Raw genomic sequence first — 13,715 nt, forward strand, 5'->3', positions numbered from 1 at the left:
ATTCTGATTCAGACAAAATAAATAATACTAAAACCGTCTGTATTCTTCAGTTAATTCAAATATTTTCTTCAATATATCCTGTTCGGTTTCATCAAACGTCCGGTGTTCACGGCGTTCAAAAACTTTTTGCGCGGTTTCGAGCATTTTATGGAGCACGTAAACTTCAAAACCGGCTGCGCCCCCCCATGAAAAATCAGGTACAAAATTACGCGGAAAGCCTGCACCAAAAACATTAGCCCCTACCCCTACTACGCTACCGGTATTGAACATGGTATTGATACCGCATTTGGCATGATCGGCCATGATCAAACCGCAGAATTGCAGTCCTGTTTTACGGAAACGCTGCGTCGTATAATCCCACAGTTTTACCTCTGCATAATTATTTTTGAGGTTGGAGTTATTGGAATCGGCTCCAATATTGCACCATTCACCCAGTACAGAGTTACCCAAGTAGCCTTCATGCCCCTTAGATGAATATCCCCAGATCACCGCGTTATTGATTTCGCCGCCAACTCGTGAATATGGCCCAACCGTTGTAGCGCCATATATCTTTGTCCCCATTTTCACCTGCGAATGTTCGCAAATGGCAAAAGGGCCGCGAATGTGGGTACCTTCCCAAACTTCGGTATTGCCGGATAAATATATTGGCCCGTTGGTGGTATTAAATGTAGAACATTCGGCAACCGCGCCTTCTTCGGCAAAAAAATCATTACCGATAATTACGTTTGTGCTGCTTACAACCGCACTCGTACGTCCTTTGGTAAGCAATTGAAAATCCTTACGCAATTCAATATCATTCTTCCTGAAAATATCCTCCGGATAACGGATAGCCACAAAAAGGCTTGTATAACTAATTACGCTACCAAACCCGGCTTCCGGATCAAAATTGCCCGCGTCGGTTTGATTTAGCCTTACAGCCAGCAGTAAGTCGTTATATTTAAGCGCCTGCCCGGTTTGCAGTTTATCGATAGCCTCCAGCAGGTTTTCATCCGGGCAAACGGCTCCGTTTATAAATAAATTATCAGTACCGATCCTGGCAGGATATTTAGCCTGTAAGTAATCGGCAGTATGAAAAGAAGATATTGTATTTAAATGTCTTGCCCACTTTTCGGCTATAGTTAATATCCCCAACCGCAAATCAGCAACAGGCCGGGTATGTGTCAGGGGTAATAGCGTTTGGCGTGCGTTATCGTCAAAAAGAATAATAGACATGGCACAAAAATAAAAAAAGTCGCCCGATGTATCGGGCGACTTGTAAATATTTAATTCAACAAAAAATTATTTTTTGTTGTAACGTGAGCGGAATTTATCGATACGTCCTGCAGTATCAACCAGTTTCATTTTACCGGTGTAGAAAGGGTGAGATGTATGCGAAATTTCTAATTTCACTAATGGATACTCGTTACCGTCTTCCCATTTTACTGATTCACGGGTATCGATGCAAGATTTAGTTATGAAAGAATAGTCGTTTGACATGTCTTTGAATACAACTAATCTATAGTTTGATGGATGCAGATCTTTTTTCATTATATATAAACTTATACCTTCTGTACTTTTTAAAAGAGGCGCAAATATAATTAAAAATTCAAAATTAAAAAGTCAAAAAGCTAAAAGTTTTATTTGATGTCAAAATCAACCAATAGCACCCGGGAACTACTTGTTATTGAGCACAAAACACATCTCAGCTTTATTTTAATTTACTTCAGACCACAGCCCTATCAATATTTATTTACTCTTTTAAAGTATAAAAAAAACCACTTATTGATTATGAGCTCCTGACTTTGGGTCATCCCTTAACTATACAAATCCGTCTTTTTTAATAACTTTTCATATATATTATCGCCAGTTGCCATATCATTTATAGCAATACTTACACACCTTACCCTGTTCATGTCCAAATATTGTAAATTAAAGGTCAGGATTGATATTTTACCAATTGTTTTGAATGAATTTAAATAAAATCTTGCGTATCTTTGTTCTTGTTAATATACTTAAGATATGAATATCCCAATTTATTTAGATAATAATGCAACAACTCCGATGGATCCACGGGTCCTGGAAGCGATGTTACCTTATTTTAACGAGAAATTCGGTAATGCTGCAAGCCGTAACCATGCTTTTGGATGGGTGGCTGAAGAAGCTGTTGATTATGCACGTGAGCAGGTAGCCAAATTAATCGGCGCATCTGACAAGGAGATCATTTTTACATCGGGCGCTACTGAATCAGATAACCTTGCCATTAAAGGTGTATTTGAAATGTATAAAGATAAAGGTAACCACATTATTACTGCCGTTACCGAGCATAAAGCTGTGCTTGATGCCTGCAAACACGTAGAAAAATTGGGAGGAAAGGTTACTTATCTTCAGGTAAAAGAAGACGGGTTGATCGATCTGGCTGAGCTGGAAAAAAACATGACACCAGAAACCATCCTGGTATCTATCATGTATGGCAATAACGAGATTGGTGTAGTGCAGCCAGTTAAGGAAATTGCAGCCATTGCACACAAACATGGCGCATTGTTTATGACGGATGCTACCCAGGCTGTTGGTAAAATACCTGTTGATGTTAATGCTGATGGTATTGACCTGCTGGCTTTATCGGCACACAAAATATATGGTCCTAAAGGCGTTGGTGCTTTATACGTTCGTCGTAAAGGTCCACGTGTTAAAGTTACAGCTCAAATGGACGGCGGCGGTCACGAACGTGGCATGCGCTCAGGAACTTTAAACGTTCCCGGTATTGTTGGTTTAGGTAAAGCTTGCGAGCTTTGCGGCCAGGAAATGGAAAGCGAAGCAAAACGCCTTTCAGCTTTACGTGATAAACTGCAAAGTGCATTAACTGTATTGGAAGAAAGCTATGTAAATGGTAACGTGGATCACCGCTTGCCACACGTAGCTAACATATCATTCAAATATGTAGAAGGTGAAGGTTTGATGATGGCCATGAAAGATTTGGCTGTATCTTCAGGATCAGCCTGTACATCAGCTTCATTGGAACCATCATATGTACTGAAAAGCTTAGGCTTATCAGATGATCTGGCACACTCGTCTATCCGTTTTGGTTTAGGCAGGTTCACTACCGAAGAAGAAGTTGATTATGCGGTTGAAGTAACCAAAAAAGCGGTTACCCACCTGCGTGAACTATCACCACTTTGGGAAATGTTTAAAGAAGGCATCGACCTTAACTCTATTGAGTGGGCAGAACACTAATAAAATATGCAGATGTGCAGATTAACTGCGTTGAAGACTTCGCCGTTTCAAATGTGCAGATGCTTTAAAAAAACAAAATATTACGAGTTCAGATTATTCACTAACTCACTAATTCAATAATTAAAAGAAAATGGCATATTCAGATAAAGTAATCGATCACTATACTAACCCCCGCAATGTGGGCACTTTGGATAAAAGCAGCCACAAAGTAGGTACCGGTTTAGTAGGTGCCCCTGAGTGCGGCGACGTAATGCGTTTGCAGATACAGGTTGATGATAACAATGTTATCACCGATGCAAAATTTAAAACTTTCGGATGCGGTTCGGCTATCGCTTCTTCATCTTTAGCTACAGAGTGGTTAAAAGGAAAAAGCATCGACGACGCAATGAAAATAGACAACATGGACATCGTTGAAGAATTAGCTTTACCACCGGTAAAAATTCACTGCTCAGTTTTAGCAGAGGACGCTATCAAGGCGGCTATTAATGATTTCCGCGTAAAAAATGGCTTAGCGCCAATTGAAAGCGAAAAAGTACATCATTAATAAGTGTCAGGTAGTTAGTATCAAGTATCACGATTTTGGGTATTGACTAGCTACTTGAAATAAAAAATGGTAAGGTATTTGCGAGACATTTGTCTTGATACATGATACTAATTACTTGATACTAAAAAGAATAACAATGGTAACTGTAACTGATAAAGCAAAAAGTAAAATAGACCACCTGATGCAGGATGCGGGGCTTGATGCCTCTTATTTTCTGCGTGTATCTGTTCAGGGTGGTGGATGTTCTGGTTTATCTTATAATCTTGATTTTGATAACGAAGAAAAAAAGGGTGATCAATTTTTTGAAGATCGTGGCTTGCGTTTCGCGCTCGACATGAAATCGTTCCTTTATCTGGCCGGTACAGAGCTTGATTTTTCTGATGGCTTAAATGGTAAAGGCTTTGCATTCAATAATCCCAATGCCAGTCGTACCTGCGGTTGCGGCGAAAGCTTTTCTGTATAACAATTACCATGAATATATTTAAAAGAGGCTCCAAATTGGAGCCTCTTTTGTTTTTGCCGTACTTGATTTGCACAACGTAGGGCTTACAAAGTTTTAAAAACTTCATAAGTCTTACGTTGTGCTTGTTTGTCATCCTGAACTTGTTTCAGGATCCCTCAGGACAGGTTAACCAGCATGATTATGCTTTACTTGTGGGATACCGAAACAAGTTCGGCATGACGTATTTGTTGATGTATCAAAACATAGCATCCGGCTCCACCCCATCCGGGATTGTCTGCTCTACCACCCAGTGTTCGGCTATTTTACTATGCTCAACCCTGAATATTTCATAAAATACGAAAGCTTTTCCAGCTCGTTTGAACTCTGATTGAACAACAACAAAATCACCTTCGCCAATAATGCGGTGTATTTTAATTTGCCGATCACTATCGGCGGTCAAATAAGCACCCAGGCCTTTACCGCTATAAATTACTGCTGGATCATGCTCCACATAGTCTGGCTTTATCAAATCAGTTACGGATACTTTTTGAATTACAGCCTGATAAAATTGATCAATAACGGCTTTACTTTCTGTAGCAGAGGCACTTTGGTCAATTTCATTGCTTCCATTGGTAGCGGTTATAGCCATACCGGTTTGATCCGGCATCGTTTGTATCGCATCCCAGTGTTCGGCCAGCATACCATTCTTTAGTTTAAACAGATCGATAACAGCCATACGCTTACCCATAAATTCGATATCCAGATGGGTCACTACCAGGTCGCCTTCCTGTATAGCCCTGATGATAGGTGATTTGGCACCGGCCGGTGGTAATGGTAACGTTTTTAGATAATTGATCATTTCGGTAATACCTACCCTACCCTGTTTTACGGTTGTATTATGCTGAATATAATCTTCCTGCACAAATTCAGGGATCAGTTCGACCCGTCGCTGACCAACAATTAGTTTATAAAATGACAGTACTTTTTGTTTATTATTTGTAGTATCCATAATGGTATTTGCTTTGGCGGGCAAGCCGGAGCACAGTAAAATGCACGATACAGCCATTGCCTGCAGATTGGTAATTTTCATTACTATTGATAAAAAAATGATGTAAAATTTAGTTCGCGGAAACACTGGCACTAATAGTTCAGTGCTCTTGATAACCTGCTTAACAGGCCGGATTTTTGGCAATCCTTGTTTGATATGTGGTAAAAGTAATTATGCTTTAAAGGTAGCAATATTTTCGGTATAAAGGTAAAATAGGTGCCATCCAATACGAGTAATTTATGGCTTAAAGTGGGTTAACATAAATTCAACAATATAACAGTATTTTTTAATTTAAATAATTGATAACCAACTATTTAAATATATGTAAACCATAAAAAAGTGTAAACCATGTAAACCCACTTTTGCCTATTCCTCGGCCGGAGCAGCATAAAACCTACCGTCGAAATTAACCAGGAAAAGCTCGGTGGTGGCGCGGGTTACGGCGGTATAAAACCAGCGCAGAAAATCCATGTTGATCATTTCGTCGGTCACATAACCCTGATCAACAAATACCGCGTCCCATTGCCCACCCTGGGCCTTGTGACAAGTAATGGCGTAAGCAAATTTGATCTGCAAGGCATTATAATAGGGATTTTGCTTCAATTCATTGTGCATAGCCCTTTTGTTGACCATTTGCTCATAATCCTTCATCACCTCTTCGTAAAACCGTTTTTGATCGGCCTGGGATAGGGCCGGGGAATCGGCATACAGCGTATCCAGCAATATTTTACAATCCAGCACCGGATCTTCCGCATAATCAATAAACTCAATTTGCACATCAGCAAACCTGAAACCATACATATCCTCTATCCTGCGCACTTTCCTGATCCGGGCAATATCGCCATTGGCTATAAAGTTTGTGCTGCTTTCGTCCTGTTCCTGCAGCCAGAAGTAGTTATTTTTCACCACCATGATCTGGTCGCCGCCAGTAAGTTCCTCTTCCCGGTACAATATCCGGTTCCTGATCTGCCCATTGTACAGGTTGGCGTTTTTATTAGAGCGACAGATGATCAGCGTACGATCATATCCATATTTGCGGTAGGCATATTCCAACCCCTCGGGCAAACGCTCCCCCGTCATCCGGAATACATCTTTATATCCTTTGGTGACTACTTTTGGGGCACTTATTTCCTTTGCCCGGATAATATCACGTATGCGGGTAGCATTGTACAGTATCCCTGAGTCTTTTCCCTGCCTAAGCACATCAGTCAGTTCATAGCCAAACACGGTTAGTCCAAACTTATCCTTCATCAAACCTCCATCAAGCGCAGGGCTGTTTTCAGAGCCTACAGGGGGCAATTGGGCGGTATCACCCACCAATACCAGTTTACAATTTTTATCGTTGTAAACGTATCGTAAAAGGTCGTACAGCAACGATGTACGGTTTAGGCCGCCCGGCTCGTCAGATATCATCGAAGCCTCGTCTACAATAAAGAGCGTGTCGCTGGCCAGGTTATCTGCAATGGCAAAGCCATCATCCAAAGTCAAAGCCGATTTTTTGCGATAGATCCGCTTGTGTATGGTAAATGCTTTACGCCCCGAATAGTTGGTGATTACCTTAGCCGCGCGACCGGTAGGTGCCAGCAAAACGGCTTTATATTTATACTCCCTTAAAGCCTTTACTAAAGCGCCCAATACCGTGGTTTTTCCCGTACCGGCGTACCCTTTGAGTATAAAACACTCATCCCCATCATTGCTCAGCAAAAATTCATGTAAGCGGTTAAACAACTCCAGTTGCTGCCCGGTAGGTTGATGCGGAAAGGCCTTACGTATATGATCAAATTCAGTCACTTTGCAAAAATGACGATAAGTTAATTACTTATCAGCATTTTTATAAATTTGACCATGGAATTTGATGAAGATAAAATAGAAGAAACCGGAGGAGACTATGTTGAAATATATTCCAGGCGAGCCATATTCTGGTTTGCTGTATTCAGCCCATTATATGCAGGTATATTGCTCATCATCAATTTATGGGTAGCGGGCTATAAGTGGGTAATAAGCCAGGTAATCCTATTTTTATTGCTGGGCAATGTTCTTTTGTTGTTTATTGTTAAGGCACTTAATATTAAACCCGATCTGGAAGCATTTCGAAAGTTTGCATCAGGCGGCACCCCGGTAACATCGTTTAGCCAGATAATGCCTATTTTTCAATTATTTTGTATAACCCTATTTTTCAATATTTTAGCTGGTATTGTTTTGACAAGATATTTCTTTAAGAAATATTTTCCCGACGATGATTATTACCCCAGGTCTGTTTTATGGCCAGTGCTCATTTATATCCTTTTAACGTTATTTTTGGGCGGACGGGGCTTTTAATCAAACAATGCTTTTTTAATTGCGGTATCTAAAGTATCTGCCGAAAAATATTACTTTTGTTAAACTGGCATGAGCGAATACAATTACAACTACCATGATGATAACTTTAGTCTTGATGAGGCCGAACGTTATAATTTATTGATACAGATTGATAAAGCCACATTTTCGTACGCGATTACTGATCAGGATAAACTGGTTGCGTGCGCCGATATGCACCCTCTGGACGAGTTGACCAACCCGCAGGAGTTACTCGACCTCCTATCAGCCAAGTACAAACAGGTAGTTGTAGGTTTGCCGGCTAATGGTTTTACCCTGATACCGCAAAGCCTTTTCAGCCAGGATCATGTTACCGATTTTGCCCGCTTTTTGGACGTCCAACCAGGCGAAAAAGTATCCGCTCAAGCTTTGGATAGCCACAACACCATTATTTACAAAACCGACAGCACAATTATTAACGCAGCCGAAGAATTTGGCCTGCGTAACAGTGTTTTTTCGTCAAAAGGGTGGATAATGGCCATTGCTCAAAATAACCCAGCCGATCATGATCTGTATCTCAACTTAAATGAATCACAAGTTGAAATTGTGGCCTTTAAGGGGAATGTTTTACGTTTTTATAACCGGTTCGCGTTCCAAAATAACGACGAGCTAACTTACTTTATAGCGCTTGTAGTAAACGAATTGGGTTTGCAACCAGCCGATGTTCATATCTATTTAAACGGCGATATCGACACAGACGATAAAAGGATCGAACACTTAGCTGAATTTTTTGGACAGGTGCAGCTTAACCGGTTACAGATAGTGCAAATCCCCGCCGAAATCTCCGCTCACCAAATATTGTCACTCGCTGCTTTATCTTTATGCGCATCATCGGGGGCAGTTTAAAGGGGTTACGGCTCAACCCACCCAAAAATCTTCCGGTACGCCCTACAACTGATCTGGCTAAGGAGGCCTTATTCAATATCCTCCAAAATCAGATTGAATTTGAGGATATTAAGGTACTTGACTTGTTTAGCGGCACAGGTAACATATCTATGGAATTCGCTTCCAGGGGCGCCGCGCAGGTGATCTCTGTCGACCGTAGCATTCATTGCGTAAACTATTTGAAAGATATATCCCGCCAGCACAGGCAGGAACAGATAAAGACCTACAAGGAGGATGTTTTTAAGTACCTCCTAATGGAAACCGAGCAATACGACCTCATTTTTGCCGATCCTCCTTACGACCTCAACAAGATCCCGGAAATTTCCAAGATAGTTTTTGAGCGCAACCTCCTGGCACCCGATGGGCTGCTGATCGTAGAACATCAATCTATGCAAAATCTCAACAATCATCCAAGTTTTGTAGAGCAGCGAAAATATGGGCATTCGTCGTTTTCTTTTTTCAGGCATGCGGAATAAGCCTTCCAAAAACTTTTTAAACCTTTAATTTTAACAAATTTCGGTTCGAAAACGGGCAAAAAGGGCTCAAAATTTATTCGAAATCATCGATTTTAACACTTTTTAACAAATTTCAATCCGATTTTGGGGCGATTTTAAAATTTTAAAAAGTATTAATTTATTGGCTATCAAATAACTATAGGAAAAATAATTAATTTTTGCCCCGTTTTATCCCTTAATAAAAGAGCCCGGGTCTCTGTAGAAAGAGACCCGGGCTGCTTATGTTATAAAGATACGAAATTTTTCTGACAGACAGTTCCAATCCAGCATATTATCCTGAATAAATTGGATATTCACTGTTCTACCCCACCTGCAAAATAGTCAGCGCGGTATCTTTAAATCCTGCAAGCTTTCCGTCATCAGCATTGGTGATAACCGCTTCAACCTGGTTGATATCGGCAAATTTGAGGTAGGTCTCCTTGCCTACTTTGCTATCATCAAATAATACATAAGTGTAGGCGCTTTGGCTGATATACATCGATGTAATTTCGGCCTCCAGCTCGCTGTTGGCAAACAAACCACGAGCAGATATACCATCCACCCCCAAAAAAGCCTTACCGGCATGATACCTGGCAATGTGCTCATTGGCTATTTTGCCATGTGTTGCCTGGCGCTCGTTATTAAACTCGCCACCGATGATGTTGATAGATACCGAACAGTTTTGCAGCTCATAAATAACCGGCAGCGAATTGGTGATCACTTTGATCTTTTTATGTTTGATAAACTGGCACAGTCTGAAAACCGTGCTGCCGCAATCCATAAAAATAATGTCCCCATCGTTAATATGCTCAGCCGCCTTACGGCAGATATCATCCTTTACATCGGCGTTTTGCGCAGCTTTATTGGCAAAATCTTTCGGCTTAGCTAAAGGATCAACTTTCATGGCGCCGCCGTGGGTGCGATAAAGAAGGCCATCATTGGCCAATTGGTTCAAATCGCGCCGGGCTGTGATCTCCGAAATATCCAATTCGGTAGCCAGTTCTTTAATGTCAACCTCGCCAGTACGGTCCAATTGCTCCAATATTTTTTGCTTTCTTTTTTGAAAGTTCATTTAAATAATTCTACATTTGATCAAATATAATCAAAATTGATCATTTTTAATCAAATTATACATGACTGATATTAAAATTCTAAAAACAGAGGTACTATCAGACAACTGGTACATCCTCCGGAAAATAATTTTTGAAGCTACAAAAAAAGATGGCACCATACTAAAATTTAGCCGCGAGGCATATGACCGGGGCAATGGCGCTACCATACTTTTATACAACCGGGATACCAAAACGGTGATCCTCACCAAACAATTCCGTGTGGCTACGTACATCAATGGCAACGATAACGGGATGTTGATTGAGTGCTGCGCTGGCCTGCTGGATCAAAGCAATGCCGAAGATTGCATCAGGCGGGAAACCGAAGAAGAAACCGGTTACCATATCAGCAATGTAAAAAAAGTATTCGAAGCTTACATGTCGCCGGGCTCGGTAACGGAGATCCTGTATTTTTTTGTAGCAGAATATACAAATGACATGAAGATAAGCGACGGTGGCGGACTGGAAGAAGAGCACGAAAACATTGAGGTGCTGGAACTACCCTTTGTTACGGCCCTGCAAATGGTACAAACCGGCGAAATAAAAGATGGCAAAACCATTATGCTTTTACAATATGCACAACTTAATCAGTTAATATCATGACCACTACACCTTTAGTAATTTTAATAGCAGGCCCGTACCGCTCGGGTACCAATGACGATCCAAACCTGATGGCGCAAAACTTAAAAAAACTGGAAGAAATGGCGCTGCCGATATTCCGGGCCGGGCATATCCCCGTAATTGGCGAATGGTTTGCCCTTCCCCTGTTGGAGCAAGCCGGCTCAACACACCCGGGTGATGCCGCCTATGAAGAGATACTATACCCTGTGGCTCAGCGCCTGCTTACCAAATGTGATGCCGTTTTAAGGATCCCAGGCGCATCCAAAGGAGCCGATGAAGATGTGAGGATAGCGAAAGAACGTGGTTTGAAAGTTTATTTTCAGTTGGAAGATATTGTTGGGGCAGGGAGAGGATTGTAAATACTATTTGAAGACTTACGAAGTTTTAAAAACTTCGTAAGTCTTGCTTTCGGCATAACTCTTTTTAATACATGAAGTTATGCCGAATTTATTTCGGCATCCCACCAGCAAGGTGTACAACCGGGCAGTTAACCTGTCCTGTGAGGTCCTGAAACAAGTTCAGGGTGACGCATTTCCATCATAGCGCATGGTTATATCATTTCTGTATCATCCTTTGCTTTTAAATAGGAGTTGTTGTAAAAATTGGCTTAGTATTACCATTAGTTACTATCAAACAATAACCTCAAAAACATGAACACTTTACCAGAAATAGCCAATCGTTTAGCTTCATTATGTAATGAGCTTAAATTTGTTGAAGCTTATACCGAATTATACGCTGATGACGCCGTAAGCATTGATCCCAATAATAACAATGAGCCTATAACTGGTCTTCATAATCTGCTTGAGCGCGAGAAACAATTTTTAGCTATTGTAGATATCCATGATATTAAAGTATCTGAAGCAACTTTTGCCGGCAGCTACTTCAGTGTGGTTCTTTCTATGCATTTCACCATTAAGGCCCAGGATACTAAAATGCTTGAAGAGATCTGCGTTTATAAAGTTGAAAACGGAAAAATTGTTAGTCAACAGTTTTTTATAGGATAATGAGCCAAAGAACCATTTGTCATGCTAAGGCACGAAGCATCTGTTATTGAATTTGCAGTTCGTAGAATATATCCTTCACTATGTTCAGGATGACAATGGGTTTAATTTTTTATCCCATTTATCCGCCCAACTCTTGATTCTTGACTCTTGCTTCCTGGCTCTAAAAAACCTACTTTTGAGCAAAGCATTAACATCAGCCTAAAATGAAGATCGCTCTTTTCCCTGGTTCTTTTGATCCGGTTACCAAAGCCCACGTTGATATTGTAAAACGGTCGGTTAATTTATTCGACAAGGTTTATATTGGCATAGGCGCTAACAGCAGTAAACAGGGTTTGCTTAGTATAGAAACCCGCGAGCAGATGCTCAGAGCGGTTTTTAAACACGATGAGCGGATACATATTGTAGCTTACGAAGGATTAACGGTAAATTTTTGCAAAAGCATCGGCGCCACTTACATGATCAGAGGGATACGTACGGTATCTGATTTTGAATACGAAAAAGCCATAGCCCAGATGAACCATGCCCTGGTGCCCGATATTGAAAGCATTTTTATTGTAAGCAAGCCAGGCTATTCGTCCATCAGCTCAACCATTGTGCGCGAAATTATGCGTCATCATGGCGATGTGGCACAGTTTATCCCCGCAGAGGCATTAGCTTATTTGTGACCAGCTTTTCTTTATGTAATACATCCATAATTGACGGAAAAGTATTTTCCACAATAGGTTCGATATGCTCTTTTTTAAACCAGCGCACATCGGTAATGCCTTCTTCCTTTTGGGGTTTTAGCTTATCCTTGCCCTTGCTGTCCATGGCAAACCAGTGCGTTTTTTTGAGCACTACCTCACCCCTGCTAATATAAACATGGTAGGTTTTGCATATTTTCTCGTTCAGCTTGCTCACTTTTATGCCACACTCCTCCTCTACTTCGCGCACGGCGGCTTCTTTTACCTTCTCATCCTTCTCAATTTTACCTTTGGGCAGGTCCCATTTATCGTTACGGTAAATAAACAGGTAATCGCCTGCTGTGTTCATCACCAGGCCGCCGGCAGCCTCAATAAGCGTGATGTTTTTGATAACCGATTTTAAAAAAAGTTTGGCATTTCCGCAGGGCACATAGAACAACTTTTTAGGATTTGCCAGTATCCAGGTATAAATTATTCGCAGATCAAATGTCTCAGCATCAAGCCGTTCATAACTTTCTACGTGGGGTGGTTCTGATTCAGTTAACAGGATAACCTTTTCGTTGATATAAATTCTGTATTTTTGAGCCATGTTTAATAATAATGAGATCGAGCAGCAAGTTGCTGAATTCCTGCTGCAAATTAAAGCAATTAAATTACAACCTAACAATCCTTTTACATGGGCGTCGGGGTGGAAATCGCCAATTTATTGCGATAACCGCGTAACACTTTCTCATCCGTCTATCCGTACTTATATCCGTCAGCAGCTAACCATTGCTATCCAGGAAAAATTTGGCAGTGTAGGTTGTATAGCCGGTGTAGCAACGGCCGGTATACCGCAAGGCGCCCTGGTAGCGCAGGAGCTGGGCCTGCCATTTATTTACGTGCGCTCAAAACCAAAAGATCACGGAACCGGCAGCCTGATTGAGGGGGATGCCACCACCACTACCGGCAAACGTGTGGTAGTTATTGAAGACCTGATATCAACCGGTAAAAGCAGCTTACAAGCCGTTGAAGCCTTACGCGCCGCTGGTTTTGAAGTTGCAGGTCTTGCAGCCATATTCAGCTATGGGTTTGATGTAGCTACCGAGAATTTTAAACAAGCAAGCTGTCCGTTCGTTACCTTATCAAACTATAACGCTTTGATAAAATACGCCGAAGAGCATCAATACATTGCCGATAAAGACGTGGCCGTTTTAAAACAATGGCGCGAAAATCCGGCCGCCTGGGGGCAGATAGCATCTAGCTAAGACCGTCGATTTTTTTGATTCCGATAATTGCGTTGATTTTTGTTGGAACCATGATTGGCACGATTAAAGGATA

At 41.2% G+C, this 13,715-nt stretch carries 17 protein-coding genes; 11 read left to right on the top strand and 6 right to left on the bottom strand.

All coding sequences use genetic code 11. The features are described from left to right. Positions 1-27: 27 nt before the first annotated feature. On the bottom strand, positions 28-1,212 hold the full coding sequence (locus ACTJKG_RS14855) for a GlmU family protein (RefSeq protein ID WP_440739671.1): 1,185 nt from the start codon (positions 1,210-1,212) through the stop codon (positions 28-30). A 66-nt stretch (positions 1,213-1,278) separates the two neighbouring features. Then, a complete protein-coding gene (locus ACTJKG_RS14860) occupies positions 1,279-1,527 on the bottom strand; it encodes a type B 50S ribosomal protein L31 (RefSeq protein WP_166087813.1) in 249 nt (82 codons plus the stop codon). A 471-nt stretch (positions 1,528-1,998) separates the two neighbouring features. Between ACTJKG_RS14860 and ACTJKG_RS14865 the strand changes: the two genes are divergently transcribed. The 3 genes from ACTJKG_RS14865 to ACTJKG_RS14875 all read left to right on the top strand — a co-directional run bounded on the left by ACTJKG_RS14865 (position 1,999) and on the right by ACTJKG_RS14875 (position 4,217). Beyond that, positions 1,999-3,210 carry an IscS subfamily cysteine desulfurase gene (locus ACTJKG_RS14865; protein ID WP_172338269.1) on the top strand — a complete coding sequence of 404 codons (1,212 nt, stop codon included), beginning with the start codon at positions 1,999-2,001 and terminating at the stop codon, positions 3,208-3,210. A gap of 130 nt (positions 3,211-3,340) precedes the next feature. Further along, on the top strand, positions 3,341-3,754 hold the full coding sequence (gene iscU / locus ACTJKG_RS14870) for a Fe-S cluster assembly scaffold IscU (RefSeq protein ID WP_076378185.1): 414 nt from the start codon (positions 3,341-3,343) through the stop codon (positions 3,752-3,754). Positions 3,755-3,890: 136 nt separating this feature from the next. Further along, entirely contained in the window at positions 3,891-4,217 is a 327-nt protein-coding gene (locus ACTJKG_RS14875; RefSeq protein ID WP_172338270.1) for a HesB/IscA family protein, read from the top strand. A 235-nt stretch (positions 4,218-4,452) separates the two neighbouring features. On the opposite strand, the gene ACTJKG_RS14880 is transcribed toward ACTJKG_RS14875, so the two are convergent. Both ACTJKG_RS14880 and ACTJKG_RS14885 read right to left on the bottom strand, forming a co-directional pair. Beyond that, positions 4,453-5,286, bottom strand: coding sequence for a nuclear transport factor 2 family protein (locus ACTJKG_RS14880; protein WP_440739672.1), 834 nt, complete (start codon positions 5,284-5,286; stop codon positions 4,453-4,455). A gap of 324 nt (positions 5,287-5,610) precedes the next feature. Beyond that, on the bottom strand, positions 5,611-7,035 hold the full coding sequence (locus ACTJKG_RS14885) for an ATP-dependent DNA helicase (protein WP_440739673.1): 1,425 nt from the start codon (positions 7,033-7,035) through the stop codon (positions 5,611-5,613). 54 nt (positions 7,036-7,089) lie between these two features. Here ACTJKG_RS14885 and ACTJKG_RS14890 point away from each other — a divergent pair, with 54 nt between their 5' ends. From ACTJKG_RS14890 to rsmD, 3 genes are all read left to right on the top strand, one after another. Further along, positions 7,090-7,563 (top strand): hypothetical protein, encoded by a 474-nt coding sequence (locus ACTJKG_RS14890; protein ID WP_172337305.1) that lies wholly within the window; start codon positions 7,090-7,092, stop codon positions 7,561-7,563. 69 nt (positions 7,564-7,632) lie between these two features. Beyond that, positions 7,633-8,445 (top strand): DUF3822 family protein, encoded by an 813-nt coding sequence (locus tag ACTJKG_RS14895; protein WP_440739674.1) that lies wholly within the window; start codon positions 7,633-7,635, stop codon positions 8,443-8,445. Next, on the top strand, positions 8,421-8,960 hold the full coding sequence (gene rsmD / locus ACTJKG_RS14900) for a 16S rRNA (guanine(966)-N(2))-methyltransferase RsmD (protein ID WP_440739675.1): 540 nt from the start codon (positions 8,421-8,423) through the stop codon (positions 8,958-8,960). The genes ACTJKG_RS14895 and rsmD overlap by 25 nt, the downstream gene beginning before the upstream one ends. A 340-nt stretch (positions 8,961-9,300) precedes the next feature. Here rsmD and ACTJKG_RS14905 read toward each other — a convergent pair whose 3' ends face one another. Continuing rightward, on the bottom strand, positions 9,301-10,050 hold the full coding sequence (locus ACTJKG_RS14905) for a DeoR/GlpR family DNA-binding transcription regulator (protein ID WP_440739676.1): 750 nt from the start codon (positions 10,048-10,050) through the stop codon (positions 9,301-9,303). 61 nt (positions 10,051-10,111) lie between these two features. Here ACTJKG_RS14905 and nudK point away from each other — a divergent pair, with 61 nt between their 5' ends. From nudK to coaD, 4 genes are all read left to right on the top strand, one after another. Continuing rightward, complete coding sequence (gene nudK / locus ACTJKG_RS14910; protein ID WP_440739677.1) at positions 10,112-10,690, top strand: GDP-mannose pyrophosphatase NudK; 579 nt, start codon at positions 10,112-10,114, stop codon at positions 10,688-10,690. Beyond that, complete coding sequence (locus ACTJKG_RS14915; protein ID WP_172337310.1) at positions 10,687-11,067, top strand: DUF4406 domain-containing protein; 381 nt, start codon at positions 10,687-10,689, stop codon at positions 11,065-11,067. Before nudK ends, ACTJKG_RS14915 begins: the two co-directional genes overlap by 4 nt. A gap of 291 nt (positions 11,068-11,358) precedes the next feature. Continuing rightward, positions 11,359-11,712, top strand: coding sequence for a SnoaL-like domain-containing protein (locus ACTJKG_RS14920; protein ID WP_440739678.1), 354 nt, complete (start codon positions 11,359-11,361; stop codon positions 11,710-11,712). Between the two features lie 203 nt (positions 11,713-11,915). Beyond that, on the top strand, positions 11,916-12,377 hold the full coding sequence (gene coaD, locus ACTJKG_RS14925; protein WP_172337314.1) for a pantetheine-phosphate adenylyltransferase: 462 nt from the start codon (positions 11,916-11,918) through the stop codon (positions 12,375-12,377). Here coaD and ACTJKG_RS14930 read toward each other — a convergent pair. Next, positions 12,346-12,984, bottom strand: coding sequence for an NUDIX hydrolase (locus tag ACTJKG_RS14930; protein ID WP_172337315.1), 639 nt, complete (start codon positions 12,982-12,984; stop codon positions 12,346-12,348). The genes coaD and ACTJKG_RS14930 overlap by 32 nt on opposite strands. Here ACTJKG_RS14930 and pyrE point away from each other — a divergent pair. Further along, positions 12,983-13,642 (top strand): orotate phosphoribosyltransferase, encoded by a 660-nt coding sequence (gene pyrE, locus ACTJKG_RS14935; protein WP_172337316.1) that lies wholly within the window; start codon positions 12,983-12,985, stop codon positions 13,640-13,642. The two genes, ACTJKG_RS14930 and pyrE, sit on opposite strands and share 2 nt — an antisense overlap. Positions 13,643-13,715 lie beyond the last annotated feature (73 nt).

Source organism: Mucilaginibacter sp. 22184 (assembly GCF_052045695.1).
In the GTDB taxonomy this organism is placed as follows: Bacteria; Bacteroidota; Bacteroidia; order Sphingobacteriales; family Sphingobacteriaceae; genus Mucilaginibacter.

Coding starts and splice junctions, on each gene's coding strand:
- ACTJKG_RS14860 (WP_166087813.1), bottom strand. CDS start 1,527: ATGAAAAAAGATCTGCATCCATCAAACTATAGATTAGTTGTATTCAAA.
- ACTJKG_RS14905 (WP_440739676.1), bottom strand. CDS start 10,050: ATGAACTTTCAAAAAAGAAAGCAAAAAATATTGGAGCAATTGGACCGT.
- coaD (WP_172337314.1), top strand. CDS start 11,916: ATGAAGATCGCTCTTTTCCCTGGTTCTTTTGATCCGGTTACCAAAGCC.
- pyrE (WP_172337316.1), top strand. CDS start 12,983: ATGTTTAATAATAATGAGATCGAGCAGCAAGTTGCTGAATTCCTGCTG.
- ACTJKG_RS14865 (WP_172338269.1), top strand. CDS start 1,999: ATGAATATCCCAATTTATTTAGATAATAATGCAACAACTCCGATGGAT.
- ACTJKG_RS14880 (WP_440739672.1), bottom strand. CDS start 5,286: ATGAAAATTACCAATCTGCAGGCAATGGCTGTATCGTGCATTTTACTG.
- ACTJKG_RS14855 (WP_440739671.1), bottom strand. CDS start 1,212: ATGTCTATTATTCTTTTTGACGATAACGCACGCCAAACGCTATTACCC.
- iscU (WP_076378185.1), top strand. CDS start 3,341: ATGGCATATTCAGATAAAGTAATCGATCACTATACTAACCCCCGCAAT.
- ACTJKG_RS14895 (WP_440739674.1), top strand. CDS start 7,633: ATGAGCGAATACAATTACAACTACCATGATGATAACTTTAGTCTTGAT.
- ACTJKG_RS14875 (WP_172338270.1), top strand. CDS start 3,891: ATGGTAACTGTAACTGATAAAGCAAAAAGTAAAATAGACCACCTGATG.
- ACTJKG_RS14915 (WP_172337310.1), top strand. CDS start 10,687: ATGACCACTACACCTTTAGTAATTTTAATAGCAGGCCCGTACCGCTCG.
- ACTJKG_RS14890 (WP_172337305.1), top strand. CDS start 7,090: ATGGAATTTGATGAAGATAAAATAGAAGAAACCGGAGGAGACTATGTT.
- rsmD (WP_440739675.1), top strand. CDS start 8,421: ATGCGCATCATCGGGGGCAGTTTAAAGGGGTTACGGCTCAACCCACCC.
- ACTJKG_RS14920 (WP_440739678.1), top strand. CDS start 11,359: ATGAACACTTTACCAGAAATAGCCAATCGTTTAGCTTCATTATGTAAT.
- ACTJKG_RS14930 (WP_172337315.1), bottom strand. CDS start 12,984: ATGGCTCAAAAATACAGAATTTATATCAACGAAAAGGTTATCCTGTTA.
- nudK (WP_440739677.1), top strand. CDS start 10,112: ATGACTGATATTAAAATTCTAAAAACAGAGGTACTATCAGACAACTGG.